The sequence below is a fragment of the Tsukamurella conjunctivitidis genome (assembly GCF_007858475.1).
In the GTDB taxonomy this organism is placed as follows: domain Bacteria; phylum Actinomycetota; class Actinomycetes; order Mycobacteriales; family Mycobacteriaceae; genus Tsukamurella; species Tsukamurella conjunctivitidis.
The window spans coordinates 39,298-63,456 of the sequence record NZ_VIGX01000013.1 but is presented as its reverse complement, the minus strand read 5'-3'; the positions used below and the strand labels follow the sequence as shown (position 1 = coordinate 63,456).

Annotated in this window: 30 protein-coding genes and 2 tRNA genes; 15 read left to right on the top strand and 17 right to left on the bottom strand. The window is 71.8% G+C overall.

Going from position 1 to position 24,159, the window contains the following annotated elements:
- Nucleotides 1–4 precede the first annotated feature (4 nt).
- Nucleotides 5–1,492, bottom strand: a complete 1,488-nt coding sequence (locus FK530_RS18385; RefSeq protein WP_146488429.1) for a CoA transferase — start codon at nt 1,490–1,492, stop codon at nt 5–7.
- On the bottom strand, nt 1,489–3,276 hold the full coding sequence (locus FK530_RS18380) for an acyclic terpene utilization AtuA family protein (RefSeq protein ID WP_146488428.1): 1,788 nt from the start codon (nt 3,274–3,276) through the stop codon (nt 1,489–1,491). Before FK530_RS18380 ends, FK530_RS18385 begins: the two co-directional genes overlap by 4 nt.
- A 119-nt stretch (nt 3,277–3,395) precedes the next feature.
- Here FK530_RS18380 and FK530_RS18375 point away from each other — a divergent pair, with 119 nt between their 5' ends.
- Nucleotides 3,396–4,292 (top strand): LysR family transcriptional regulator, encoded by an 897-nt coding sequence (locus FK530_RS18375; RefSeq protein WP_146488427.1) that lies wholly within the window; start codon nt 3,396–3,398, stop codon nt 4,290–4,292.
- 46 nt (nt 4,293–4,338) lie between these two features.
- A complete protein-coding gene (locus FK530_RS18370; RefSeq protein WP_146488426.1) occupies nt 4,339–5,334 on the top strand; it encodes a bile acid:sodium symporter family protein in 996 nt (331 codons plus the stop codon).
- Here FK530_RS18370 and FK530_RS18365 read toward each other — a convergent pair.
- Together FK530_RS18365 and FK530_RS18360 are read right to left on the bottom strand one after the other, a co-directional pair.
- The gene (locus FK530_RS18365) at nt 5,324–5,797 is read right to left on the bottom strand and encodes an LppU/SCO3897 family protein (protein ID WP_146488425.1); all 474 of its coding nucleotides are present in this window, start codon (nt 5,795–5,797) and stop codon (nt 5,324–5,326) included. The genes FK530_RS18370 and FK530_RS18365 overlap by 11 nt on opposite strands.
- 128 nt (nt 5,798–5,925) lie before the next feature.
- Complete coding sequence (locus FK530_RS18360; protein WP_146488424.1) at nt 5,926–6,435, bottom strand: CGNR zinc finger domain-containing protein; 510 nt, start codon at nt 6,433–6,435, stop codon at nt 5,926–5,928.
- Nucleotides 6,436–6,460: 25 nt separating this feature from the next.
- Between FK530_RS18360 and FK530_RS18355 the strand changes: the two genes are divergently transcribed.
- The gene (locus tag FK530_RS18355; RefSeq protein ID WP_146488423.1) at nt 6,461–7,246 is read left to right on the top strand and encodes a sulfite exporter TauE/SafE family protein; all 786 of its coding nucleotides are present in this window, start codon (nt 6,461–6,463) and stop codon (nt 7,244–7,246) included.
- A gap of 10 nt (nt 7,247–7,256) precedes the next feature.
- Here FK530_RS18355 and FK530_RS18350 read toward each other — a convergent pair whose 3' ends face one another.
- Nucleotides 7,257–7,817 (bottom strand): MaoC family dehydratase N-terminal domain-containing protein, encoded by a 561-nt coding sequence (locus FK530_RS18350; protein WP_146488422.1) that lies wholly within the window; start codon nt 7,815–7,817, stop codon nt 7,257–7,259.
- 154 nt (nt 7,818–7,971) lie between these two features.
- Here FK530_RS18350 and FK530_RS18345 point away from each other — a divergent pair, with 154 nt between their 5' ends.
- The 3 genes from FK530_RS18345 (at nt 7,972) to FK530_RS18335 (ending at nt 10,339) form a co-directional block, all read left to right on the top strand.
- On the top strand, nt 7,972–8,682 hold the full coding sequence (locus FK530_RS18345; protein ID WP_146488421.1) for a hypothetical protein: 711 nt from the start codon (nt 7,972–7,974) through the stop codon (nt 8,680–8,682).
- A gap of 98 nt (nt 8,683–8,780) precedes the next feature.
- A complete protein-coding gene (locus FK530_RS18340) occupies nt 8,781–9,614 on the top strand; it encodes a DUF6578 domain-containing protein (protein ID WP_146488420.1) in 834 nt (277 codons plus the stop codon).
- Nucleotides 9,615–9,781: 167 nt separating this feature from the next.
- The gene (locus FK530_RS18335) at nt 9,782–10,339 is read left to right on the top strand and encodes a DUF6578 domain-containing protein (protein WP_146488419.1); all 558 of its coding nucleotides are present in this window, start codon (nt 9,782–9,784) and stop codon (nt 10,337–10,339) included.
- Between the two features lie 4 nt (nt 10,340–10,343).
- Here the strand turns inward: FK530_RS18335 and FK530_RS18330 are convergent, their stop codons facing one another.
- Complete coding sequence (locus FK530_RS18330) at nt 10,344–11,669, bottom strand: MFS transporter (RefSeq protein WP_191834140.1); 1,326 nt, start codon at nt 11,667–11,669, stop codon at nt 10,344–10,346.
- A 28-nt stretch (nt 11,670–11,697) separates the two neighbouring features.
- Between FK530_RS18330 and FK530_RS18325 the strand changes: the two genes are divergently transcribed.
- The 3 genes from FK530_RS18325 to FK530_RS18315 all read left to right on the top strand — a co-directional run bounded on the left by FK530_RS18325 (nt 11,698) and on the right by FK530_RS18315 (nt 15,099).
- Nucleotides 11,698–12,663 (top strand): GlxA family transcriptional regulator, encoded by a 966-nt coding sequence (locus FK530_RS18325; protein WP_146488418.1) that lies wholly within the window; start codon nt 11,698–11,700, stop codon nt 12,661–12,663.
- 77 nt (nt 12,664–12,740) lie between these two features.
- Nucleotides 12,741–13,883, top strand: coding sequence for an acyltransferase family protein (locus FK530_RS18320; protein WP_146488417.1), 1,143 nt, complete (start codon nt 12,741–12,743; stop codon nt 13,881–13,883).
- The gene (locus FK530_RS18315; RefSeq protein ID WP_146488416.1) at nt 13,864–15,099 is read left to right on the top strand and encodes a hypothetical protein; all 1,236 of its coding nucleotides are present in this window, start codon (nt 13,864–13,866) and stop codon (nt 15,097–15,099) included. Before FK530_RS18320 ends, FK530_RS18315 begins: the two co-directional genes overlap by 20 nt.
- Here the strand turns inward: FK530_RS18315 and FK530_RS18310 are convergent.
- The 9 genes from FK530_RS18310 to FK530_RS18270 form a co-directional block, all read right to left on the bottom strand.
- Complete coding sequence (locus FK530_RS18310) at nt 15,072–15,506, bottom strand: acyl-CoA thioesterase (protein ID WP_146488415.1); 435 nt, start codon at nt 15,504–15,506, stop codon at nt 15,072–15,074. The two genes, FK530_RS18315 and FK530_RS18310, sit on opposite strands and share 28 nt — an antisense overlap.
- The gene (hisC, locus tag FK530_RS18305; RefSeq protein ID WP_146488414.1) at nt 15,503–16,594 is read right to left on the bottom strand and encodes a histidinol-phosphate transaminase; all 1,092 of its coding nucleotides are present in this window, start codon (nt 16,592–16,594) and stop codon (nt 15,503–15,505) included. Before hisC ends, FK530_RS18310 begins: the two co-directional genes overlap by 4 nt.
- Nucleotides 16,595–16,679: 85 nt before the next feature.
- Nucleotides 16,680–16,865, bottom strand: coding sequence for a CsbD family protein (locus FK530_RS18300; protein WP_146488413.1), 186 nt, complete (start codon nt 16,863–16,865; stop codon nt 16,680–16,682).
- A gap of 122 nt (nt 16,866–16,987) precedes the next feature.
- Nucleotides 16,988–17,197 carry a CsbD family protein gene (locus FK530_RS18295; protein WP_146488412.1) on the bottom strand — a complete coding sequence of 70 codons (210 nt, stop codon included), beginning with the start codon at nt 17,195–17,197 and terminating at the stop codon, nt 16,988–16,990.
- Nucleotides 17,198–17,199: 2 nt separating this feature from the next.
- Complete coding sequence (locus tag FK530_RS18290; protein WP_191834141.1) at nt 17,200–17,793, bottom strand: Asp23/Gls24 family envelope stress response protein; 594 nt, start codon at nt 17,791–17,793, stop codon at nt 17,200–17,202.
- Complete coding sequence (locus FK530_RS18285) at nt 17,790–18,593, bottom strand: hypothetical protein (RefSeq protein ID WP_146488411.1); 804 nt, start codon at nt 18,591–18,593, stop codon at nt 17,790–17,792. Before FK530_RS18285 ends, FK530_RS18290 begins: the two co-directional genes overlap by 4 nt.
- Nucleotides 18,594–18,595: 2 nt before the next feature.
- Nucleotides 18,596–18,781: a DUF2273 domain-containing protein gene (locus tag FK530_RS18280; protein WP_146488410.1), complete on the bottom strand. Its 186-nt coding sequence runs from the start codon at nt 18,779–18,781 to the stop codon at nt 18,596–18,598.
- Nucleotides 18,778–19,104 carry a hypothetical protein gene (locus FK530_RS18275; protein WP_146488409.1) on the bottom strand — a complete coding sequence of 109 codons (327 nt, stop codon included), beginning with the start codon at nt 19,102–19,104 and terminating at the stop codon, nt 18,778–18,780. The genes FK530_RS18280 and FK530_RS18275 overlap by 4 nt, the downstream gene beginning before the upstream one ends.
- Entirely contained in the window at nt 19,101–19,577 is a 477-nt protein-coding gene (locus FK530_RS18270) for an Asp23/Gls24 family envelope stress response protein (RefSeq protein ID WP_146488408.1), read from the bottom strand. Before FK530_RS18270 ends, FK530_RS18275 begins: the two co-directional genes overlap by 4 nt.
- 114 nt (nt 19,578–19,691) lie before the next feature.
- Between FK530_RS18270 and FK530_RS18265 the strand changes: the two genes are divergently transcribed.
- The 4 genes from FK530_RS18265 to FK530_RS18250 all read left to right on the top strand — a co-directional run bounded on the left by FK530_RS18265 (nt 19,692) and on the right by FK530_RS18250 (nt 21,181).
- A complete protein-coding gene (locus FK530_RS18265) occupies nt 19,692–20,252 on the top strand; it encodes an RNA polymerase sigma factor (RefSeq protein ID WP_146488407.1) in 561 nt (186 codons plus the stop codon).
- A gap of 71 nt (nt 20,253–20,323) precedes the next feature.
- A complete protein-coding gene (locus FK530_RS18260; protein WP_146488406.1) occupies nt 20,324–20,845 on the top strand; it encodes a hypothetical protein in 522 nt (173 codons plus the stop codon).
- Between the two features lie 133 nt (nt 20,846–20,978).
- Nucleotides 20,979–21,070: transfer RNA gene (locus tag FK530_RS18255), tRNA-Ser, on the top strand.
- A 38-nt stretch (nt 21,071–21,108) separates the two neighbouring features.
- A tRNA-Arg gene (locus FK530_RS18250) sits at nt 21,109–21,181 on the top strand.
- An 83-nt stretch (nt 21,182–21,264) separates the two neighbouring features.
- Here the strand turns inward: FK530_RS18250 and FK530_RS18245 are convergent.
- On the bottom strand, nt 21,265–21,465 hold the full coding sequence (locus FK530_RS18245) for a hypothetical protein (RefSeq protein ID WP_146488405.1): 201 nt from the start codon (nt 21,463–21,465) through the stop codon (nt 21,265–21,267).
- The gene (locus tag FK530_RS18240; protein ID WP_146488404.1) at nt 21,462–21,827 is read right to left on the bottom strand and encodes an STAS domain-containing protein; all 366 of its coding nucleotides are present in this window, start codon (nt 21,825–21,827) and stop codon (nt 21,462–21,464) included. The genes FK530_RS18245 and FK530_RS18240 overlap by 4 nt, the downstream gene beginning before the upstream one ends.
- A 266-nt stretch (nt 21,828–22,093) precedes the next feature.
- Here FK530_RS18240 and FK530_RS18235 point away from each other — a divergent pair, with 266 nt between their 5' ends.
- Nucleotides 22,094–23,674: an FAD-binding protein gene (locus tag FK530_RS18235; RefSeq protein WP_146488403.1), complete on the top strand. Its 1,581-nt coding sequence runs from the start codon at nt 22,094–22,096 to the stop codon at nt 23,672–23,674.
- 100 nt (nt 23,675–23,774) lie between these two features.
- A complete protein-coding gene (locus FK530_RS18230) occupies nt 23,775–24,152 on the top strand; it encodes a DUF779 domain-containing protein (RefSeq protein WP_146488402.1) in 378 nt (125 codons plus the stop codon).
- Nucleotides 24,153–24,159: the final 7 nt, after the last annotated feature.

The window sequence follows — 24,159 nt, the reverse complement described above, 5'->3', positions numbered from 1 at the left end:
CGTTTCAGACCGGCAGCCATTCCGGGGCGCTCGAGCCGCGAGGCACGAGAACGGTGCGGTACGCGCCGGGCGTCGCGGACATCCGCACCTGGTCGGTCACGCCCTGGTACTGCCCGAGGGGCGTAGCGGCGGTGAAGGTCTCGGGTGGCAGGTACTCGTGCTCGCCGGGCGTTCCCGCAATCGCGTGCGCGTACTCGCGGTCGAAGACACCCAGCGAGAGGACCCACAGCGCGGCGCGCACCAGCGAGACGTGCACGCGGTAGCTGCCGCCGTCCACGGCGCGGCGCGCCAGCGCCTCCGTGATGCCCGCCGCCATGAGCCAGGAGACGATGTAGTCGTTCACCACCAGGATCGGTGGCAGTGCCGGAGCTCCCTCTCCGCCCTCGAGATTCATCATGCCTACGAGGCTGCCCGCGGTCTGGTCGAAACCGACGCGGTCGGTCCACGGGCCGCCGGTGCCGAACAGCGACGCGGTGGCGTGGATGATGCCGGGGCGGCGTTCCGCCAACTGCTCGGCGGACATTCCGACGGACGCCAGGTAGCCGGGCCGCCGGTTCGCGTAGAAGACGTCGGCGTCGCCGGCCAATTCGCGCAGGCGGGCGGCTCCGTCCTCGCGGTACGGACTCAGGACGCACGAGCGCACCCCGACGTTGGCGGTGACGTAGGTGGTGTCGTGCTCGTGCTCGCCCGGCCGCCAGACGTTGAGCACGTCGGCGCCGTGCAGCGCGAGCGAACGCCCGGCGCCGGCGCCGGCGATGACATGGCCCATCCCGAGGGCGCGGATGCCGGAGAGGGGTTGCTCGCCCGCCGGAAGCGGCTCCGGTTCCGAGTCGCCGATCCTCGTGATCTCCACCAGGGGCGTGCCCGCCACCCCCTCGAGGTACTGCGGATGCGCGAGGAACTCCTCGACGGTGCGCAGCATCGGCAGCACGACCCCCGCGGCCGCAGCCGACTCCTCGAGCTCGAGGCCGTCCCGCCGTGCGATCGCGGCCGCGACCGCATCCTCGTCGTCGGGGACCCCCAGCAGCTTCTGCGCCGCGACCTTGATCTTCGGGTACGGGTTGAGCGGCATCACCCACCGCCCGTCGCGCGTGGAGTAGAAGCGGAAACCGAAGGCGTTGGTGGCATTGGCCGACGACGCCGCGGGGTAGCCGTTCACCAGTTCCCAACGGCGATCGTAGAAGGGGCACAGTCGGTGCGGCGTCGGGCGCAGGTCGATGTCGATGTCCTGGCCCTGCCCCCCGCGCAGCCGCCACAGCTTCGCGACCGCCGCGGACTTGGCGGCGAGCGCGATCGACGTGGCGCCGCCGATGCGCAACGTACTGGGCACCACGGGATCCGCGCCGCGGAACCGGATCGCGCCCCCGGTGTCGGCCGCCGACATGCCGAGGCCGGAGAGCACCTCGTCGAGAGCGGCATTCAGGTCGAAGGCGGCGTCGGTGGCCGGCGCCGCGACGGCGGCGCGGATGCGGTCGGCGAGGGGATCGGTCATCGTCGGGTCTCCGTATCGGTGGTGGTGAGAACGGACTCGGGCACGGGCACGATGCGGGAGCGGAGGTACTCGCCGACGGCCTTGCCCACCTGGTCGATCCGATCGTTCGAGGAGCCGCCGGTACCGAGCAGTCCCCGGAAGACGAAGTGCACGGCCCGGATCTCCGGGAATTCGTGCCGCACGATGTCGAGGTCCTTGGCGTCCGGGAACAGGCGACGCATCTCGTCGGTGCTGAGGAAGCGCCGCAGCCAGGGCCACGCCGCCGCATCCGGCGCCCAGATGCCGACATTGCTGTTGCCGCCCTTGTCGCCACTGCGGGCGTGGGCGACCTCGCCGAGCGGCATCGAGACCGTCGGAACCGATTCCGGAGCCTCGGCGGGCTCCGGATGGACGGGCTGCGCGGGAACCAGCGTCCGCTGCGGGGGTGCGATCTCGACGCCGGTGCCGTCGGCGAGGACGGCACGGTGCACGAGCACCGCGGTCGGCAGGAGGCCCGGCCAGTAGTCGACGGTCGGCACGGGCTTGCCCTGCAGCACCGACGCGCCGTCGTGGAAGATGCCGGGGAAGCTCTGCAGGTAGAGGCTGCCGAGCCGCCGGATCAGGTTGTACTCGGCAAGCGTTTCGGCGGCCGGAGCGGTGGCCAGGACGCGCAGTGCGACGGTGGCCTCCCACTGGGTCTCGGGATCCTCGGCCGGCACGCCGACCTGGGTGACGGTCACCGTGACGCCCTCGGGCCGATCCAGCTCGAGCTGCGAGCGCAGCAACTCCACCTTCGCGGGAACGTCGGTGCCCGTGGCGAAGACGGTGCCCACCACGCGGTGGCCGACGACGCCGAAGGCGGCGACCTTGGTCGTCGCCGGGGGAGGCGCGCCGGCGGCGCCCGCGACCCGCACCCGGTCCGGCGCATCCTGCTCCAGCCGGACGTGCTGCAGGTCGACGGTGACGTCGGGATTCAGGTACTGCGGGCCCTGGATCTCGTAGACGAGCTGTGCGGTGACGGTGTCCACGGTGACGGCTCCGCCGTCGCGGGCGTGCTTGGTGATGACGGCGGTGCCGTCGGCGGCGATCTCCGCGATCGGGAAGCCGGGGCGGCGCAGGTCGCCGAGGGCGGTGAAACCGGAGAAGTTCCCCCCGACCGCCTGCGGCCCGCACTCGATGATGTGCCCCGCGACGACGGCACCGGCGAGCGCGTCGAAGTCCTCGCGCCCCCAACCGTGCCACCAGGCTGCGGGGCCCGTGATCAGCGAGGCGTCCGTGACGCGCCCGCACACCACGATGTCGGCACCCGAGGCCAGGGCGGCGGTGATGCCCCAGCCGCCGAGGTAGGCGTTCGCCGCGACGGGCCGGGCCCGCCACGAGGAGATCGGTGCGCCGTCGTCGAGGTTGTCCAGCCGATGACCGGCAGCGGCCAGCTCCTCGAGGCGGTCGAACACCGCATCGCCCTCGACGTGCGCGATCGTCAGCGCGGCCCCGGCGAGCCGTGCCTCCCCGCGGAGGGTCGCGGCCAGCGCGGCGGGATTGAAGCCGCCCGCGTTCGTCACCACCTTCAGCCCTCGTTCGGCGAGGACACCGAGGTGCGGGCGGACCTGGTCGACGAAAGCGGGCACGTACCCCGCGCTCGGGTCCGCGCGGTGCGCGGCGACGAGACCCGCCAGGGTGATCTCGGCCAGATAGTCCCCCACCAGCACATCGACAGGGTCGCCGGCGATCACCTCGGCGATCGCCGTCGCGCGATCGCCCAGATAGCCCGAGAAGTTCGCGATCCGCACCGGTCGCTGGTCCATATCCGCCTCCTGGCTCACGTCGTCTCCGTCCGACGGTAGGCCGCCGGGCATCGTCGGACCAGGACCGTTCCGGCCGGTGAACCGGACCGCTGCGGTCCGGTGCGGGCTAGGCTGCGGTCGTGGAGATCTGGCACCTGCGGTACTTCGTGGCCGCCGCCGAGGAGGGCACCGTCGCTCGCGCGGCCGACCGCCTGCACATGGCGGCGTCGCCCCTGAGCCGCCGGATCCGCGACCTGGAGCGCGAATTGGGGGTCGCGCTGTTCGTCCGGGCGCACCACCGGCTGGAGCTCACACCGGACGGTGCCGACCTGCTGCCCCGCGCCGCCGACGTGGTGGCGCGATTCGACGCGATCGCCGAGTCGGCGGCGCCGGCCAGGATGACCGTCGGCATCGCGCCCGATGTCTCAGCGGCGTCGCGGGACCTCGTGCTCGCCGCGATCGCCGAGGCGTGCCCCGGCGTCGAGGTCGTGCTCGCCCCTGCCCACACCGGCCCGTTGCTCGCGAGTCTGCGTGCCGGGGATCTGGGGTTGGCGGTCGCGCACGGCCCGATCGAGGAGCCGGGCGTGGACTCTGTTCTGCTCGAGCGGCGGCGCAGCTATGCGGTGGTCGGTCGCGGCACAGCCCTCGGTGATCGGACGTCCGTGCACCTGTCGGAGCTCGCCGACCTCGCCTTCGCGTCGATCGACGCGACAGCGGCCCCGGCGCTCTACGGACGCCTCGATGAAGCGCTCCGCGCGGCCGGGGTGCACCGTCGCGCGACTGTCGCGGACTCCAACTTCGCCGGCGTCGCACAGCTGGTCGCGGCGGGGCAGGCCTTCACCTTGTCGACCCGCGACACGGGGACCGCCGCGCGGCTCCTCCGGGACGAGGACGTCGTCTTCCTCGAGGTCGACGGTGCCGGCGCGCTCTCCACCCACGCGGTATGGGGCACGGCGCGGATCATCGCCGATCCCCGGGTTCGTGACGCCGTCGCCGCGATCCGCCGCGCGGCCGCCGGGGGTTCGGCGGAGCCGTGACGGTGGTGCGTCGCCCCCGCGGGACGGGAAGTGAGACGATCGAAGCATGTCGTCGGAACCGTCGCCCGGAACACCTGCGAACCCCGCCCTCGCGGCGGAGGCTCGGGTCGCGCGGACGGCGGTCACCGTCTTCCCGCTCCTGGTCCTCGTGGCGGGCGTGGTCGGCTACCTGACGCCGAGCACGTTCACGCCGCTGGCGCCGTCGGTGCCGTACCTGCTGGGCGTGATCATGTTCTGCATGGGGCTCACACTGACGCCGCCGGACCTGGCGTCGGTGGCGAAGCGTCCCTGGGCGGTCGTGCTGGGCATCGTCGCGCACTACGTGATCATGCCGGGCGCGGGCTGGGTGATCGCCCACGGGCTGCAGCTCGAGCCGGAGCTGGCGGTCGGCGTGATCCTCGTGGGCTGCGCACCGTCGGGTACCGCGTCGAACGTGATGGCCTTCCTGGCCAAGGGCGACGTGGCGCTGTCGGTGGCGGTCGCGAGCGTCTCGACGCTCATCGCGCCGGTCGTCACGCCGCTGCTCGTCCTCCTGCTCGCGGGCTCCTACCTGCCGATCGACGCCGGCGGGATGGTGCTCGACATCGTCAAGACCGTTCTCCTGCCGGTGATCCTCGGCGTGCTGGCGCGACGGTTCGCGAAGGATCTCGTGGCGCGGGCGCTCCCGGTGCTGCCCTGGGCATCCGCCATCGTCATCGCGTTCATCGTCGCGATCGTGGTGGCGGGCAGCGCGAGCAAGCTCGCCGCGGCGGGCGGCATCGTCTTCCTCGCGGTGGTGCTGCACAACGGATTCGGCCTGGGTCTCGGCTACCTGGCCGGCAAGGTCGGCCGCCTCGACGATCGCGCCCGCCGCGCGCTCGCCTTCGAGGTCGGGATGCAGAACTCCGGTCTTGCGGCCACGCTGGCGACGGCCCATTTCTCACCGCTCGCAGCGCTGCCCTCGGCGGTCTTCTCGCTGTGGCACAACGTCTCCGGTGCGATCGTGGCGGCGTGGCTCGCCCGCCGGCCCATCCGAGAGGACTCCCGCGCGACTACCTCGTGATCGGCTCCAGGCACAGCACGTACTTCTCGCTCCTGCGCGTTTCCGCGAAGCTCTTAGTGGTGCTCGGGTAGGCCTCGCACCCCGCCGGGTCGACGGTGCCGGGCAGCCTCCCCGCGACGCGGTAGTCGGCGCGCGGCTCGTTGCAGCCCACGACCACCGTGAGCCTGTCGCCGGAGGTGGCCACGCACTCTCCCGCGCTCGCGCCGGTCGCGTCGTACTCGTGCACGATGAACTTGTTGTAGAGGAGCCAGCCGAGGACGGCGAGCGGAATCAACAGGCCGAGCATCCCGAGTCTCCGGTACAGCGGCCTGCCCTCGTCCATCGAGGCGACGGGGCCGGGCTGCTGGACGGCGGGCAGGCGCTGCAAGCGGATCCGGATCACCAGGTTCCACAGGAGCGTGAGTGGATTGATCAGGACGGAGAAGAAGCTCGTCCACCCCTGCCACAGGCTCTTCGCGGACATCTCGCGAACCGTCGCGATGCCGCAATCGCGGCAGTACGGTCCCGGCTGCTTGAGGAAGCGCATCAGGATGAGGAAGCCCTGGTGGCCGCGGACCGTTGCTTCTGTGATGACTAATGCAGTATCCGTTGTCAGATCGCGCGATGGCGGCGCACGGCCTCGCGGCTGCCGCACCGGGGTGAGCAGTACCGCTGGCGGCCGTTGCGGGAGACGTCGGCGAAGACGGCGTCGCAGTCCGAGGACGCGCATCGCCCCAAGCGGTTCATGCCGCGCGTGGTCAGGTGCAGCGCCGTGCCGGTGAGGATGAGGACCGCGAGCTGGCCGGTCAGCGTGGCGCCCGACTCGCGGTAGTGGATGTGCCAGCCGGAGCCGGCGTGGTCCGTCAGGCGGGGGTGGGAGGCGTGCTCCGCGAGCAGCGTGTTGAGGCGCTCGACCCGCGTACCCACGTCCTTCGCGTCGACGACGGTGAGCCACTGCCCGATCAGCGCGCGACACCCGTCGAAGTCCTCCGGCCGTACCGCTTCGGCCACCATGTCGTGCGTATCGCACCGTCGAAGCAGGTCGTCGAGGTCGACGGCCGGATCGTTCGCCAGCTCGACGGCCAGGAGTACCGGCCCCTCGCCGTAAGGGTTGATATGCACAAGGCCATTACAGCACGATCGTTCGGTGCCCGACATCACCACGACCACCCTGCTCCTGCTGCTGCTCGCGGCCCTCGCCGCGGGGTGGGTGGACTCCGTGGTGGGCGGCGGCGGCCTGATCCAGCTGCCCGCGTTGCTGATCGCCTTCCCCTCGGCTGCGCCGATCCACCTGCTCGCGACCAACAAGATGGCCTCGATCGCGGGCACGACGACCAGCAGCATCACCTACTGGCGACGCGTACGCCCGGACTGGCGCACCGCCGTCGCGCTCGCGGTCCCGGCGTTCGCGGGCGCGATCGCGGGATCCCTGATCGCCTCGCACATCCCGCGCTCGGCGTTCAACCCGATCATCCTCGCGGCGCTGATCGCCGTCTTCGCCTACACGCTGCGGCAGCCGGATCTCGGCGACGAGACCGCCCTGCGCTACCGCGGGCACCGGCACCTCGTGACGGCCGGACTGGCCGGGTTCGCGATCGGGGTGTACGACGGTGCGCTCGGGCCGGGGACCGGGTCCTTCCTCGTCTTCGCGATGGTCGGCCTCATGGGGTACGCCTTCCTCGAGGCCTCGGCGAAGGCGAAGGTCGCGAACTTCGCGACCAACCTCGCCTCGCTCGTGGTCTTCCTGCCGCAGGGCGCGGGCTACTGGAAACTCGGCGCCGCGATGGCGTGCGCGAACGTCGCGGGCGGATACCTCGGCGCGCGAACCGCGGTCGCCAAGGGCAGCGGCTTCGTCAAGGTGATCTTCCTCGTCGTGGTCTCCGCGTTCATCTGCAAGATCGGCTACGACGTGGTGCTGCAGTTCGCGCGGTGAGCGCGGGGCCTCAGGCGTTGATGACGCCGTGCATGACGATCTTCTCGGCGGCCTCGCTGATGTCGGGTGCGTCGGCGCCGTCGGGCGAGCCGCCGATGAGCGTGGTGGAGAGCGTGACCAGGTGCTCGTCGTCCTGCGAGTACATCTCGTTGCGGATGGTGACCATGTCGTAGCCGCCGACGCGGCGGTGCTTGTCCACGTGCACGTGGATGGTCAACTCGTCGCCCGCGAGCACCGGCCGGTGGTAGACCATGCTCTCGTCGGCCTGCATCAGCTGGCTCGCGCCGTACCCGATGATCGAATCGTCGAACAGCGGGCGGTTGGAGACGATGCCCGCCACACTCACGAGCATCGGCGGCGCGATGAGGTCGGCGTACCCTGCGGCGCGTGCCGCCTCGACGTCGAAGTGGACCGGAGCGGTGAACTGGGACGCGAGGGCGTACTCGCGGACCTTCTCCCGGCCCACGAGGTAGGTGTCGCGATGCACGTAATGGTGGCCGACGGCGCTCGCGGTGCGCTCGCTGATCTCTTCGGGGGTCAGCGGGGCGGCAGGAGCGGATTCGTTCGGCATGCCGACCAAACTATCGGCGCGATCGATCCGGGGACTTGTCCGATCCTCCAAGAATGCCCGTGCCGCCTTGGTCCCGTCCGCGCCGAGGTGTGGTCGAGTTCACGTCGAGGTCGACGGTTTGCGTTGTAGCCCATGGATAGCCGAAACTGGGAGGGTGAGCGAAGCCGGTGCTGCTGCCCCCGAAGACCCGATCGACCTCGAAGCCTGGCGCACCGCCAACGAGCTGTCCGTGCCCTTCTCCGAGGCGCTCGATCTGTGGGCGGAGACGGCCCACGCCGCCCTCGTCGAACTCGCCGGACGGTACGGATCCTTCATCAGTTACGCCGAACTCGCCGCTCGCGCACAAGCCGACGCCGGCGTTGCCACCCGCGCGCCCGTCCGCCTCTGGGTGGCCGCGCTGCAGCGCCGCGTCACGGACCGCTGTCAGGCCGCCGGTGAGCCGCCGCTGGTCGCTCTCATGGTCGCGCACGACCAGACCGTCGGCGAGGGCTACGCCTACGCCGTCGCCGCCGCGGACCTGCCGGTCCCGGAGAACCTGGATCAGCACGCGGCCGCGGCCCGGTTCGCCTGCTACCTCCACTTCGGTGCGACGGTGCCCGCCGGCGCGGCCCCGCAGCTCACGCCGAAGCTCGAGGAGGCCCGGCGGGCCGCCGCCGCGCGCGCCGCGAAGATCAAGCCCGCGAAGGCCGCCTCGAACGGCCGGGTCGTGAAGGCCCGCACCCCCGCGGCCCCGCGGGCGGCGAAGGCACCGTCGGCCCGGGCGACGAAGACGGCGGCGCCGGCCAAGCCCGAGCCCCGTCCGGCGAAGCTCTGCCCCAACTGCTTCACCCAGCTCGCCGCCAACGGCGAGTGCGGCTTCTGCTGAATCTTGTATCCCGCGTGCGGTCTTCGCTAGACTGAACACAGGTACACCGGGCCCCGGGGCCTTCGCGCCGCGGTTCGTCCATCGCCCGGTGAAATGACGTGAACACTCCGTCGTCGTACGACGATTCCCTGCTGTACGTCCACATCGACACCTGGGAGTACCAGTGCTGCGGCACGGCTCCCCGCGTCGGCGCCGAGCTGAGCGGCACGCTCACCGTCTACCGGAGCGAGCTCCCCGGCCATCGAGCGCCCGAGGTCACCGGCTTCGACCCGCGCACCGGGTTGGTGCACCTCGGATCGACCGTCGCGCAGCTCGGCCACGGTCTCTCGGAGCCCGACGGGGAACTGCTTCTCGCGCTGGGCTGGCACGAGAGTGACGCGAGGCCGGCGGTGACCGGGATCATCGAGCGCGTGGTCGAGGAGACGGGGCGGTTCCTCCCGATCGGCGAGGACCGGACGCTCCTGGTCGACCCGGATTCGCGGGAGTTCCACGACGTCGACGAGGCCACGCGCTGGCCCGAGGAACAGCTCGAGAGCGGCGGCGCGGCCACGATCGGTGTCGTCGTCGGGCTGCGCGTGACGGAACTGCGGATTCCGACGGATGCCGAGATCGAGGAGCGGCTCGCCGACGAGGAGCGCGCCGAGAGGACACTGCACCTCACCGGCCCGACTGAATGCTTCGGCAGCGCGGTGCCGCGCGAGGGCGACTGCATCGTCGTCGACCTCAGCGATCGACGGCTCGACAAGGGCGGCGTCCTCGCCCACCTGACCCGCGTGGTGCGCGGTGAGGTCCTTCAGGCCAGCGCGATGAGCGCGTTCGGGCGTGACGCGGAGATCTTCGGGGTGTTGTACACGGAGCCCGATCCGAACGATCCGCCGACCGAGTTGATGGTGCGGCTGCTCGTCGAGCCGGACGACGTCGAGACGGCCTGACCGTCGAGCCCGAGCGACACGGGCGCTCTCGTCGCCGGCGGCGACATCCCGGCGCTCGGTGCGTGTAATCGCACCGCTTCGACGGGGCATGGCTACGATAGCCGCGGAGGTACGCCGGGAGCCCGTGGAACCTACGTGCGGATAATCGAACACCCCGGTGCAGAGTCGTGAATTCTGCTTGGTCGCTGGACGTGTCGCTCGTGTACGTGCACATCTCGAACTGGGAGTACCAGTGCTGCGGCACGGTGCCCCGCGTCGGCGGGACGGTGCGCGGTTCGCTCACCCTGCACCCCAGCCGGCGGCCCGGCTACCCGGCGCCCGAGGTGCTCGACTGGGATCCCGCGTCGGGGCTGGTGCGGGTCGGCGATCTGTACGCGCAGCTGGGCTTCTCCGTGACCGATCCCTACCGCACCGATCTCATCATGAGCCTGGGCTGGCACGACGCCGGTCCGGCGCCGGCGGTCCTCGGCACCGTCGAGGTTCTGCTCGAGGAGACCGGCACCTACGTGCGGGAACGCACCGGCGAGCTCGACATCGATCCGGCCACCGTCGAGTACCGCGAGGTGCGCGAGGCCACGACGTGGCCGGAGGACCGGCTGGAGGTGGGCGGTCCGGCCGCCGCCGGCGTCGTGGCCGGGGTTCGGCTCGCGGGCGTCGTCGAGGCCGACGACCGGGCGCACGTGCGGGCGGAGGGGCTGCGCCTGTTCACCGAGGCCTCGGTCTGACGGCTCAGACGGCGACCGGCTCCGGCTCGGCCGCCCGGGCGCGCGCCCGCGGGATCGTCCAGCACATCGCCGCGGCGGCCACGCAGAGGGCGCCCGCGGTGTAGAACGCCGGGTCGTAGCCGCCCGACGCGTCGCGGATGTACCCGGCGCCGAAGGCCGCGACGGCGGCACCCAGCTGGTGCGAGGCGAAGATCCAACCGAAGACGACGGGGGTCGACTCGCCGAAGTGCTCGCGGGCCAGCGCCATCGTGGGCGGCACCGTCGCCACCCAGTCGAGGCCGTAGAACAGGATGAAGACGAGCAGGCCCGGCGCGATCCCCGGCGACAGCAGGGCGGGGAGCAGGGCGAGAGCCAGTCCGCGCCCGAGGTAGTAGACGACGAGCAGGATCCGGGAGTCGACGCGGTCGGTGAGCCAGCCCGAGGCGATGGTGCCGATCACGTCGAAGACGCCGATGAGCGCGAGCAACGAGGCGGCCGCGGTGGCGGGCATCCCGTGGTCGCCGGCGGCGGGGATGAAGTGCGTCTGCAGCAGGCCGTTGGTCGTGGCGCCGCAGATGGCGAAGCTCGCGGCGAGCAGCCAGAAGGCGGGGCGCCGGGCGCCCGCCGCGAGGCCCGCGAAGGCCGCCTTCACCGCGCCGCCGGCGGGGGCGGCCGGGGCCACCACCTCGGAGCCGCCGAAGGGCGGCAGGCCCAGCTGCGCCGGCCACGACCGCAGGAACAGGCCGGCCACGGGGATCACCGCGACGGCGACGGCGGTGACCACGAGGGTCGCGGTGCGCCAGCCGTGCGCCTCCGACAGCGCGGCGACCACCGGGAGGAAGATCAGTTGACCGGTGGCGCTGGCCGCGGTGAGCACGCCGGTGACCAGGCCCCGACGGGCGACGAACCACCGCATGGCGATCGTCGCGACGAAGGCCGTCGAGAGCGAGCCGGTACCCAGCCCCACCAGCACGCCCCACAGCAGCACCAGCTGCCAGGCGTCGGTCATGAAGACCGCGAGCCCGGTGCCGGCGGCGACGAGCGTGAGCGCGCCGATCACCACCGGCCGCACGCCCAGCTTGTCCATGAGCGCCGCGGAGAAGGGGGCGGTCAGCCCGAAGAGCGCCATGTTCACCGACATGGCGGCGCCGATCGTCGCGTGCGACCAGCCGAACTCCATGTGCAGCGGGTCCATCATCACACCGGGGACGGACCGGAAACCGGCCGCGCCCAGCATCGTCACGAAGGCGACGCCGGCCACGATCCAGGCGTAGTGCGGCGCGCGCAGGCGCCTCAGCGGTGTAGTCACCGGACCAGATTCCCGGATTCCGCGGACTCGAACCAGTGGCATTAATGACAGGATATGAAAGAATCGTGCCATGCATGTCGTCGCCGTCCTGCTGCTGGAACCGATCGTCGGCTTCGACGCCGCGATCCCGCCGATGTGCTTCTCCGAGGCCACCGACGAGGCCGACCGGCCTCTCTACCGGGTGATCACCTGCGGCGTCGACCGGAATCCCGTCCGCGCGACCGGCGGCTACGCGATCACCCCCGAGGCGGGCCCCGAGGCACTCGCCCTCGCCGACACGGTGATCGTGCCGGGTACGAAGATCGCCGGTCCGCGGTTCGACGGCACCCTGCCCGACGACGTCCGCGCCGCGCTCGCCACCATCCGGCCGGGCACCCGCATCGTCTCCATCTGCACCGGCGCCTTCGTGCTCGCCGCCGCGGGCCTGCTCGACGGGCGGAGCGTGACCACGCACTGGAAGTACGGCGCGCAGCTGCGCGCGCTCTACCCGTCCGTCGGGCTCGTCGACCACGTCCTGTTCACCGACGACGGCGACGTCTTCACCTCCGCCGGCCTCGCCGCCGGGCTCGACCTGTGCCTGCACCTGATCCGCAGCGACCACGGCGCCGCCGTCGCGAACAAGGTCGCGCGACACTGCGTCGTCCCGCCCGCGCGCGAGGGTACGCAGGCCCAGTTCATCGACGTGCCCGTGCCGGTGAGCGGGGCGGGCAGCACCGTCGAACCGCGGGACTGGGCCGCCCGCAACCTGCACGAGAACCTGTCGGTGGAGGTCCTCGCGCGTCGGGCGGGGATGTCGGTGCGGACCTTCAACCGGCGGTTCCGCGAGGAGACCGGACAGACCCCGGGGGCGTGGATCCTGCGCCGCCGGCTCGACCGCGCCCGCGAGCTGCTGGAGACCACCGAGCTGTCCGTCGACGCCGTCGCCCGCGACGCCGGGCTCGGTACGGGCGCCGGTCTACGGGCCCACCTGCGGCGCGACACCGGCATGACGCCGCTCGGCTACCGCCGGGCCTTCCGGGCGGCGCCCGGCGCGTGAGCCGCGCACCGTCGGGCCCGGTCGAGCGCCGCCCGGGCGCTGGACGAGCCCCGGGGTCGGGCGGGCAAGATGAACGGATGCAGAGTCGGGTAGCGCCGCTCACCGGGCTGCGCGCCGTCGCGGCGGCCACGGTGTGCCTGACGCACGCCGCCTTCTCGACGGGGCACTACACCGACGACTTCGTCGGCCACCTCTGGGCGCGGTTCGAGATCGGTGTGCCGATCTTCTTCGCGCTCTCGGGGTTCCTGCTGTTCCGGCCGTGGGTGCGCCTGCTGCAGGACGGTTCCGCTCAGCAGCCGGACCTGCGACGGTACGCCTGGCACCGGTTCCGGCGCGTCGTCCCGGCGTACTGGGTGGTCGTGATCGTCGTGTACGCGCTGGGCCTCGTCCGGCACGAACCCAATCCGTCCGGCGGCGGGATCGACGGTCTCGTCCGGAACCTCACCTTCACCCAGATCTACGGCTTCGGGCACCTGCGGGTCGGCCTCACGCAGGCGTGGAGCCTGGCCGTCGAGATGGCCTTCTACCTCGCGCTCCCGCTGATCGGGTGGATACTGACCGCGCTGCTGTGCCGGTATCGGTGGCATCCCGGGAGGCTGCTCGCCGGCCTCGCTGCGCTCGCCGCGATCACCCCGGTGTGGATCGTGATCGCCCCGTCCATCGAGCTCACGGCCCGCATGTGGCCGCCCGCCTACCTCTGGTGGTTCCTGGCGGGGATGGCCCTGACCGTGGCGGCCGCGCAGGCCCGACGGTGGCCGCGCGGCGCCACGGCCGCCTGCCTCGCGGTGGCGCTGCTCGCCTTCGTCGTCTCCGCGCTGCCCGTGATCGGCGGGCCGCCCACGATGGTGCCGAGGAGTCCCGTCGAGGCCATCGTGAAATCCGCGTTGTACCTGGTGATCGCGGCCGCGCTGATCGCACCGCTCGGGCTCGCACCGCACTCCGGATCGCTCTACCACCGACTGCTGGGCAGCCGTCCGATTGTGTGGCTCGGCGGGATCTCCTACGAGTATTTCCTGGTGCACCTCATCGTCATGGACGTGCTGCTCCTCGACGTCCTCGGCTGGCGGCCCTTCACCGGGAACATCGCCGTGGCCTTCCTCGCGACCTCCGCGGTCAGCATCCCGCTCGCGTGGGCGCTGCGCGCCGCCCTGCCCTTCGGGGATGATGAAAGGCGCACGACGACGGAGAAGGGGGTGACGGATGTCCGCGCAGGAGCCTGAGGTGCACATCGAGGCACCGGTGCGCCGGTGGTGCGATGCGCGCGCCATTCCCATGCCGCGCCGGGAGCTCTCCGACGAGGCGGCGCTGCTCATCGGCGCCGGACACCTGTCGCCCGCTGCTCGTGAAGTGGTGCTCAACCGCTTCGACACCGAGCGGGCCTTCCCGGACATCGGCGGCTACTCCAAGCTGCGCCGGCTCAGCCGGATCGCCGAGCACGAGGTGCCCGCACCGGCCGCCGACGGTACTCCGCCGAACCCGCTGCAGCAGGCCAGGGCGGCGGCCGACGCCGTCCGCGCCGCCGATGCCCGGCGCAAGCTGGCGGGCTTCCGGCACGCCTTCACCCTCAACCGGCTGTCCTTCGCCGCGGGCGTGCGCGCGGTGCGCCGCGCGCGCAAGGACGCGGTGCACCTCGACCTGGACGAGCGCGACGCCCTGTTCGACGCGCTGTGCCTGACCCCGCTGCCGGTGACCCCGTCGGCCGCGGCGGTAGCCGCACGCACCGTCGCGCGAGTGGCCGGGCCGGCCCTGCGGCTCGCGCCGCAGCTCGCGGGCTGGGTCGACGGACACGGCGCCCCCGACGAGGGCCTACTCGTCTTCGAGGACCGCTACGACGTGCTGCTCTTCGTCGCGGGCCTCGTCTACGACAAGGTCAGTTACTCCCGCTCGGTGAGCGCCGGCGAGTTCGACGAGCAACTCGGCCAGCTCGACCTGCCGACCGACCTGGTGCAGATCTCCGCCGACGTCGTGCAGCTCAAGTCGGTGTGGGGTCAGCTGCGCTACGCGCCCGGCCTCGCCGACGGCACCCGCGCGGGCGAGCTCGACAAGGTGTGGGACGAGCTCGTCGACCGGGTCACCGCGCTCACCCACGTGGGCGACCTCGTGGACGTCGCGGATTCCAAGCGTCCGCGGCGCATGTCCATCGAGTCGATCGACCAACAGATCCACGAGCTGGTGCAGCGCGCGGGCGAGCGCGAGATCTCCACGCAGAGCGCGCGCCGCGTCGCCGGTCAGATCATGGGCGCGCGCGGCGACCTCCCGCCCGCGCTGCCCGACGGTGCGCGGCGTGCTCTGCCGGGCGGGGGACACGGCCCTGCCGGGCCCTCGGCCGGGGCCGGCGGTCGAGACGGCGCCCGCCCCGGAGCGGCGCTGCCGGGCGAGGCGCCGAAGGCGTGGAAGCCGGCCCCGGCTCAGCCGCGCGACCAGGACGCCAGGTAGGACTTCTCCTCGTCGGTGAGGCGCCGCAGGCTGCGCTTGTCGATGTCGACCACGGCCATCTGCGTGGTCGCGAGGATCGCGGGCTTCGACTCCGGAGCCGCTTCGCGGGCCCGCACCTCGTAGCCGATGGTGAAGTCGACGCTGCGGTTCGACGCGATGTACATGCCCACCTGGACCGGCGAATCCTCGTGGTACAGCTGCGCCTTGTACTTGATCGCGACGTCGGCGATGAAGGCGCTCTTGATCAGCGGCGCGTACTTCTCGCCGGCGGAGAGCAGCCATTGAATGCGCGCCTCCTCCAGCAGCGTCACCATCCGCGCGTGGTTGACGTGGCCCAGCGCGTCCATATCCGACCAGCGCACGGGAACGTGTGCGGTGAAGGCGAACTCGTACCTGCCGAGGCTCACCGCCGCCACCCCGTGGCGAAGGCGAGGAAGGCGTCGTTCTCCTCGGGATCGGTCACGGTGACGCGGACCCCGGCCCCGTCGAAGCCCCGGACCAGAAGGCCCGCCTCGGCGGCGTCGGCGGTGAACCGCAGGGCATCGGCGCCCAGGGGCAGCCAGACGAAGTTCGCCTGCGTGTGCGGGACCTCGAATCCGGCGCCCAGCAGCGCCTCCCGGACGCGGGCGCGTTCGGCGACGACGGCCTCGGTGCGGGCGAGCAACTCGTCGCCCGCGTGCAGCGAGGCGATCGCGGCGGCCTGCGCGGGGACGCTGACGGAGAAGGGGAGGTGGACCTTGGTGAGCGCGGCGATCAGCTCCGGATCGGCGATGGCGTAGCCCACGCGCAGGCCCGCGAGCCCGTAGGCCTTGGAGAAGGTGCGCAACGCGATCACGTTGCGGTGCCGGGAGATCAGGGCGGCACCGTCGATGCGCTCGCCCGTCTGCTCGTTGGCGCGGTGGTACTCGTAGTAGGCCTCGTCGAGGGCCACGACGACGTGGGGCGGCACCTTCTCCAGGAACGCCTCGAGCGCCTCCGCGGAGACCGTCGTGCCGGTCGGGTTGTTCGGGTTGCAGATGAAGATCAGGCGCGTGCGGTCGGTGATCGCGGCGGCCATCGCATCGAGGTCGTGTTCGTGGTCGGCGGTGAGCGGGACCTGGACCGGCGTCGCGCCGACGACCCGGGTGACGATCGGGTAGGCCTCGAAACTGCGCCACGCGAAGATCACCTCGTCGCCCGGACGGCAGGTGACCTGCACCAGGTCCTGGCACAGCGCCACGGATCCGCAGCCCGCGTGCACCTGTTCCTCGGTGGCGCCCGTGAGCTTCGCCAGCTCGGCCTTGAGTGCCGTGGCGCCGTTGTCGGGATACCGGTTCGCGCTGCGCAGCACCTCCGTGAGGGCGGCGGCGACGGACGGCAGCGGGCCGTCGACGATCTCGTTGGAGGCGAGCTTGATCGCACCGGGCGCGGACTTCCCCGGGACGTACGCGGGGAGGGCGTCGAGATCGGAGCGGATGCTCAGCGGCGCGGGGCGGGACGGGTTCTCAGTGGCCACCACGCCAGGGTAGACCGCCGGTTCGCCCCGGCGGAGCACCGAGGCCGGTCGCGGCGACCGGCCTCGGTGTCAGTACTGCGGTGCGTCAGTCGCCCGAGAGCTTGTCCTTGAGGGAGTTCGCCTCGCCCTTGACCTTGTCGCCGAACTCGGCGGCCTTCTCCTTGGCGGTGGCGGCGGCCGAATCGATGTCGCCCTGCACCTTGCTGGCGGCCTCCTGGGCACGGCCCTTCAGATCCTCGGCCTTGCTCTTCGCGTCGTCTGCGAAACTCATGTCGTTGCCTTCCGGTGAACACGATGTACTGACCCGAGGACGGCCCCCGAGGCTTTGATTGTGCAAGAGCAGGGGCCGTCCCGCTGGGTGAACGTTTGCAATCGCGTCCCACCTGGGCGGATTCAGTTACCGGTCAGCTTGTCCTTGACGGCGTCGACGCCCTCCTTGACCTTGTCGGCCGCGTCCGCGATCTTCTCCTTCGCCGCCGCGAGGCCCTGATCGGCCTGGCCCTCGGCCTTGAGATCGTCATCGCCGGTGGCCGCGCCCGCGGCCTCCTTCGCGCGACCCTTGAGGTCCTCGGCCTTGTTCTTGGCGTCGTCTGCGATTCCCATGCCTATGTCCTCTCGGAGATCGTTCGGTGTTCCTCTTCTCGGGGGCGTTCCCCAAGTCCTTTGTCGCCCCGCCGGTCGTTCACCAGGATCTGGAAGCCGACGTCGGGGTTGGTGGCCGCGGTGACCTCGCGTCGTGCTGCCGACGCGAGCGCCGTCAGGTCCTCGACCGACGCGTCGGGGACGACGCTGACCGCCATCCGGACGATCGGCCGGCCCTTCTCCACGACGGTCGACGGCCGGGCCCGGCGGATCAGCGGGCTCCGCGACAGGTCCGCGGCGACCGCGTCGCCGACCCGGCCCAGGTCGACGGTGCCGCCACCGTCGGTGGGGACGGTGCGCGTGGACGCGCTCCGCAGGTGCCGCACCAGCAGCCACAGCGTGCCGAGGATCAGCACCACGCCGGCTGCGCCGATCACGGCGGGCCACCACGGTTCGTCGGGCAGCCGCGTGATGGTCGCGGTCGACACCCGGCGGGTGGCGTCCGTGGCCGTGCGCTGGCCGAGCCGGTAGCCGAGGGCCCAGAGGCCCCCGCCGAGCAGGACGATCCCGACCAGGCCGGCGACCAGCCGGTCGATCACGCGGGTCGAGGTCTTCATCGGGCCACCTCCTCGGCGGTGCGGCGGTCGGCGGCGATGCGCCGGCTGAACCAGAGGTCGTCGGTCACCGGCGCGTGGCTGCGCCGCCGCGGTTTCACGGCCGCGATGAGCAGCACCAGGCCCAGCACGATCGCACCGATCGTCGCCGGCCACGCCCACCAGGCCCACTGCACGTCGTCCGCGATGCGGGGGACCGTGTCGAGCCATCGGTGGCCCGCCACCCATCCCAGCGAGACGACGGTGTCGCGCACGGCGAGGACGCCGAGAGCCAGGACGCACAGCAGGAGCGGAACCGTCGCGATGCTCGCTCCGGCGGTCCGGCGGGGCGCCTGCTTGCGCAGGGTCCGTGCCGCCGTCGGCTCCTCCCGCTCGGGGAGGGGGCGTCGGTGCGCGAACGCGGCGGCGGAGGTCGTGCGCTCGTCGCTGATGCGGGTGATGTGCACGTGGACGTCCTCCGGGGTGGAACCGAGGCTGCGGGCGAGTTCGTCATCGATGGCGGTGCGCACGGACGGGACCAGGCGGGCGGCGTCGAGCGGCCATTCGGCCGCGATCTGCACGTCGACGTCGTTCCGGTCGCGATCGGCGAACCGGACGGCCGGGAGCTGCCGGGTCGCCAGCCCCCGGCGGCGTTCGGTGCCGGGCACCGTCAGGACGGCGTGCTCGATCAGCTTGCGCCGCACGCGGTCGTCGATCACGGTGCGACCCCGGTCGGCGGTCTCGACCGCCCGCTCCGCGCCCGACCGGCCGGGTGCATCGGTGGCGTCGGGTGCGGTATCGGGAGTGACCGATTCGGTGGTCATGGTCAGCTCCGGTCGCGCCGCCGCAGAGCGGTGAGGTCGATCAGGCCGTCGAAGTGGGCACCCACGGCCATGCCGGCCACCCCGAGGACGATCGCGAGCAGGAAGCCGACGAGCCCGCCGACGACGACGGCGATCGCCACCAGGAGGCCGATCACGCCTCCCCAGACGGTGAAGTTCCCTGGTGTCATGCGGTGTACTCCTTCGAAGAAGCGGACTCCGGGAGGTCGGAGACCACGATGTCGGACACGACGACGTCGACGGGGACCCCCGCAGCGTCGGTCGCCGCCCGTCGGACCCGGTCCGCGAGGTCGACGAGGTCGATGTCGCGGCGGAACTCGAGGACGACGCAGACCTGCCCGCCCTCGTCGTCGAGGCGGATCCCGCGGACCGTCCGGCCCGGCAGGTGGGTAGCGGGCGAGCCGGGGCCGCCGGCGTGGACGTCCACGACGCCGTCGATGGCCGTCACCGCGGCGACGACCCCGTCGACGCGCGCTGCGTGCGCCTTGCTCACTGGACTCGCGGCTCGGTCGAGGTCTCCTCGGCGGCCTCGTCGTCGTCGGCGAAGTGGACGTCGTGGACGGTGACGTTGACCTCGGTCACTTCGAGGCCGGTCATCGTCTCGACGGCGTCGATGACGTTGCTGCGGATACCCGCGGCGAGATCGTGGATCGCGACACCGTACTCGGCGACGATCGCCACATCCACGGCCGCCTGCTTCTCGCCCACCTCGACGGTGACGCCCTGCGTCAGATCGGGCGCGCCGGGGAGGGTCTCACGAATGCGGCCGACCACGCGGGCGGCCTGGCCGCCGAGGTCGTACACGCCGTCGACCTCGCGCGCCGCGATGCCGGCGATCTTGGACACGACGATGTCGGCGATGCTCGTGCTGCCGCGACCGACCTGAGTGGAGACCGCGGAGCCCGGCTTGCCGGCCGTCGGCTCGTCGGTGGCCGCTGCGGAGGGCTTGGTGGTGGTCGAGGTCATCTTCCGTCTCCTTGTGTCGACTGATGTACCGGGATCCGTTCCGGCACACTAGGTGAGTCGCCGGCTCTCGGAGATCGGCACGCGATTGTGACCCATCTCACATCAGGAGGGTGGTTGTTCGACTCGGAGCTGCTGCCGTCGCTGTCCGACGAGACCCTGACCCGGCGCGCCCAGAGGGGTGACGCCGCGGCCTTCGACGTGCTCGTGCAGCGCCACGCGCCCGCGCTGCACCGCTTCGTCGCGCGGACCATGCCCGAACGCAGCGATTGCGACGACATCGTGCAGGAGTCGCTCATCGCGGCCTGGAAGGCGCTCCCGAATTTCGCCTACCGGTCGAGCCTGCGGACCTGGCTGTTCTCGATCGCGGCCCGGAAGACCGCTGACGTGCTGCGTCGTCGCGCGCCGGTCGTCGATTCGGAGGTCGTGGACGAGGCCGTGGCGAGCGGGCCCGGGCCCGTGGAGAAGGCGACCGACCGGGACTTCCTCGACGCGCTCGGGAGGGAGCTCGCTCGGCTGCCGTACCCGGCCCGTGCGGCGTGGTGGCTCCGGGAGGTCGACGGACTCTCGGTCGCCGAGATCGCCGGCGTCCTGCGGACCACCGAGGGATCGGTGCGCGGGCACCTGCAGCGGACGCGGCAGCGCCTCGCCGACGCGCTGGGGGAGTACTGGCCATGAGCGATCCGACGCGGCCCGCGGAAGCGGGAACGTTGTGCAATCCAACGCGACGTGGTCACACTGGGGGAGCGATGAGTTTCAGGCGAGTGGAGAGTGGCCACGCCGAACCGGCGCAGGCCACCGATTGGATAGCCGACGCGACACGTCGGCTCGCAGGGCTGGCCGGACCCGGGTCGGCGGCGCCCGAGGTCGACCCCCGCTGGGGTGCCGACGCCGTCGAGCGGCTGCGTGCCGCCGTCGCGCTCCAGGTGTCGGGACTGCCCCGTCGCTCCCGCGCGATCGAGACGGTGCGGCCGGGGATCGCGGTCACCGAGCTCGCGCTCTCCAAGGCCGTCACCGCGGCGCTCTCGGATGCCGCCGCCGCCGAGGCGGCGGCGGTCGCGGACGTGGCTCTGGATCTCGCGGGCGCCCGGCTGACCGCCGTGCACGTCCACCTCGTGGCCGTCGGTGCGGACGGACGATCGCGGTCGCTGCTCGACGGTGGCGACCGACTGCGCGCGCTGGCGGAGGACGTCGTGCGGAGGATGATCGGCGACGCGGACGTGCGCGTCGACCTCACGTGGGAGGACGTCCTGACGCCCGAGCCGATCTGATCGCCCTGATCGCCCGCGCGGGCCCCGATGGGGACTGACCTGCTGTTTTGTGGGTTGCGGGGAGGTTGTGTAAAGTAGCTGCTCGGCGGTTGCGCGTGACCCGTAAGGATCGCTCGCGCATCGCGTCCGATTTGGAGGCGTGCCAGAGCGGCCGAATGGGACTCACTGCTAATGAGTTGTCCGGCCAACACCGGACCGGAGGTTCAAATCCTCTCGCCTCCGCCACGTCGGTCTTCGGGCCGGCGAGAATTGAATATGGGTATGCGCCCGTAGCTCAGTGGATAGAGCATCTGACTACGGATCAGAAGGTCAGGGGTTCGAATCCCTTCGGGCGCACAGAGGTCAGGTCCGGTTTCCAGCGATGGAAACCGGACCTGATTCGTTTCCGGGCACACGCCGGTCCTCGCTGCACGGCGGTCCTACGCGGAGCGCGGCGTACTCGGCCCCTGCGCCAGCAGGAGTGCCTCGACGACCCGCAGGGGCATCGTCCGCCGGGCCCCGCCGTCGAGGGGTTCGAGTTCGACGTAGCTGAACGGCGCGTGCCGGATCGCCGCGACCCGACAACCGACCCGTCGGCCCGCGCCGACATCGATGACGACGTGCGTACCGAGGCCGATCATGCGCTCGCCCGGGACATCGACAGGTGGTGGTGTCCGCCGGTCAGTACCGCGTCACACGCCCGCGGGAGGTCGCCGAAGACCCACGGCGGGCGACCGTCGTTGACGCGGTCGAGGAGGTGATCGACGCGGCGGCCCGCGACGACGGCGCAGCACAGATCCCGGGAGAACGCGATCTGCGGCAGTCCGATGACGATCCACAGTGCGCCGAGGCCGATGAAGTGGAGCTGCGACAGGTCGATCACGATGTCGTTGCGCTGATTGAACTGGCACTGCACGCTGCGGGCGACCTCGCGGGTGTTCGAGGCGTCGATGAATCCGGTGACGGAGAGTATCGCCGGCGACGTCGAGGTACCGCGCTGCACGGCGACCCGGTGAGCACGGGCGGAGGTGGGGGATGCGGTCGACCCGGAAATTGGTGAACTCATACGGCTCCCGTGGGTGGTGCGTTTCGGCGTGGGCCTACCTGGCCGCACGGGCGGGGAAACGCGAACTCGGGGCTGTGTCGATCAACCGATTCGAGCGTATCAAGGTTCGAGGCCGGTGCATACGGGTCGAGCCGCATCGCCGAGAATTCCGGCCCCGGTTCTGTAACGTGTTCTAGAAATCGACGCGGGACGGTGGCTGGTGCATGAGTGAGTGGGATCTGTCGGCTGAGGTGGTGGTGGTCGGCTACGGCGGCGCCGGCGTCGTGGCCGCGCTGGCGGCGCGCGAAGCCGGCGCGGACGTGCTGGCGCTGGACCGCTATCTGGGCGGCGGCGCGACGGACCTGTCCGGCGGCATCGTCTACGCCGGGGGCGGCACCTGGGTGCAACGTGCGGCCGGGGTCGAGGACACCGTCGACACCATGTACGCCTACCTGCGGGGCGAGGTGGGCGAGGTCGTCTCCGAGGCCACGCTCCGCAGCTTCTGCGCGGGCTCGCCCGCCATGATCGACTGGCTCACGGGGCACGGCGTGCCCTTCGATCCGTCGTCGTGCCCGTACAAGACCTCGTACCCCACCGACGACTACTACCTCTACTACTCGGGGAGCGAGAACTCCTTCCCCGACCGCGCCGTCCCCCGCCAGCGCGGGCACCGCGCCCACGGCCCGGGGGTCTCGGGCAAGGCCTTCTACCGGCCCCTCGCGGCGTCGGCCGCGCGGGCGGGTGTGCGGGTTCGGACCGGCACGCGCGTCACCGATCTCGTCCTGGAGGAGGGCCGCGTCGTCGGCGTCGAGGCCGTCACGCTCGACGGTGCGCCGCCCGCCGTGCTGCGCCGGTTCGCCGCGCTCACGAAGCTCTCCGCGAAGCCCGGCGTCTACCACCAGGGATTCCGATCCGTTCTACAGGCGCTCCTGGACCGCCTCGAGCGCCGCCACGGCCGCACCATCCGCATCCGCGCGACCTCGTCGGTGATCATCACGACCGGCGGCTTCATCGCGAACCGCGCCATGGTCGCCGCGCACCGGCCCGACTTCCCCTGGGACGAGGGCCTGCCGCTGGGTACCGCCGCCGACGACGGCAGCGGAATCACGATGGGGTGCAAGGCCGGCGCCGCCGTCGACAAGATGGACCACATCTCCAACTGGCGGTTCATCGGCCCGCCGAGCGCCTTCTTCGCGGGCCTCGCCGTGGGGAGCGACGGCCGCCGCATGATCGACGAGTCCCGCTACGGCGCCGCGCTCGGCGACGCCCTCGCGACCCGCCCCGACCACCGCGGCTGGCTCCTCGTGGACGCACCGCTCCTCGCCGAGGCGCGCAGGCAGATCCCCCAGCAGTCCACCTGGTTCCAGCGCCTGCAGACCGAGCGGCTACTGCGGCTCGGCGCCACCCGGGGCGCCACGCTCGACGAGGTAGCCACGCGGGCGGGCGTCGATCCCGCTGCGCTGCAGAGCACCGTCGACGCGCACAATCGCGCCATCGAAGACGGCGTACCCGACCCGTTCGGCAAGCCCGACGCGGTCCGCCGGCCGATCGGTGCCGGCCCGTTCACGCTGCTCGACATCTCCTTCCGCGCCCGGACCACATACCCCATGCCGATGCTCACTCTCGGGGGGCTCGTCGTCGACGAGGAGACCGGGGCCGTGCTCCGGCCCGACGGTGCGCCGGTGCCGGGTCTGTTCGCCGCCGGCCGCGCGGCGGTCGGCATCTGCTCCGATTCCTACGTCAGTGGTCTCTCGCTCGCCGATTGCGTCTTCTCCGGCCGGCGGGCGGGTGCACACGGAAGCTGACGGCGCACGGCGGAAAGGGCTGCGCACGCGGGTGATCCGCCGGACCCGGCCTCAGCGTGGTGTCGCTGCGTTACCGTCGAGGGAGGCGAAGGGAGTGGGCATGGACGAGCGGGTCGAATCGACTCCCGCGGCACGGGAGATGCTGCGGGAGCTGTGGGACGGCAACGGCGCGCTCCTGATCCACCAGAGCGGCGGCTGCTGCGACGGTTCCGCCCCGATGTGTTTCGCCGTCGACGAATTCCGCGTGGGCGACGCGAACGTGCGGCTGGGCACCGTCGACCTGGAGGACGGACGGGCGGTTCCGGTGTGGGTCTCCGACGGAGAAGCGCGGGTGTGGGAGAACAGCGTGCTGATCCTGGACCTCGAGCCCGGGCGTGCCGCGGGCTTCTCCCTGGAGGGTTCGACGGGGAAGCGTTTCGTCTCGCGGGTGCGGATCGTCGGCGCCGACGGTGCCGCCTGCCCTGTGCCCAGGAGCTGAGCCGCGC